At 61.4% G+C, this 422-nt stretch carries 1 protein-coding gene; it reads right to left on the reverse strand.

All coding sequences use genetic code 11. The features are described from left to right. The coding region (locus tag ACP2AV_RS15710; RefSeq protein WP_426373709.1) for an aldehyde dehydrogenase family protein at positions 1-422 on the reverse strand (422 nt) is incomplete at both ends.

The raw sequence follows: 422 nt of genomic DNA on the forward strand, positions 1-422 counted from the left end.
AAGGCCTCTTCCACGATGTCGATCACGACCTGGGCCGCATTCGGCGTCATCTCGGATGGCTTGATGATGGCGCTGTTGCCCGCCGCGATCGCCGAGACCAGCGGCCCAAGCGACAGGTTCACCGGGTAGTTCCACGGCGCGATGATCAGGCAGACCCCCTTGGCCTCGGGGCGAACGCGGGCCTTGGTGCCAAATACGCCCAAAGTGGCGCGCGCCCGTTTGCCACGCATCCAGGATTTCAGGTGGCGCTTGGTGTGCCGGATTTCCTGAAGAACAGGAAAGATCTCGGTCAATTTCACTTCTTCAGCGGGTTTGCGAAAATCAGCGGCGCAGGCCGCGATGATCTTGTCTTCGTTCCGTTTGACGGCATCTGCCAGACGATCCAACTGTGCAATGCGCGCCTTGCGGTCAAACCCGCCCCG

This window comes from Aliiroseovarius sp. PTFE2010 (assembly GCF_049943335.1).
In the GTDB taxonomy this organism is placed as follows: domain Bacteria; phylum Pseudomonadota; class Alphaproteobacteria; order Rhodobacterales; family Rhodobacteraceae; genus JBNFVY01.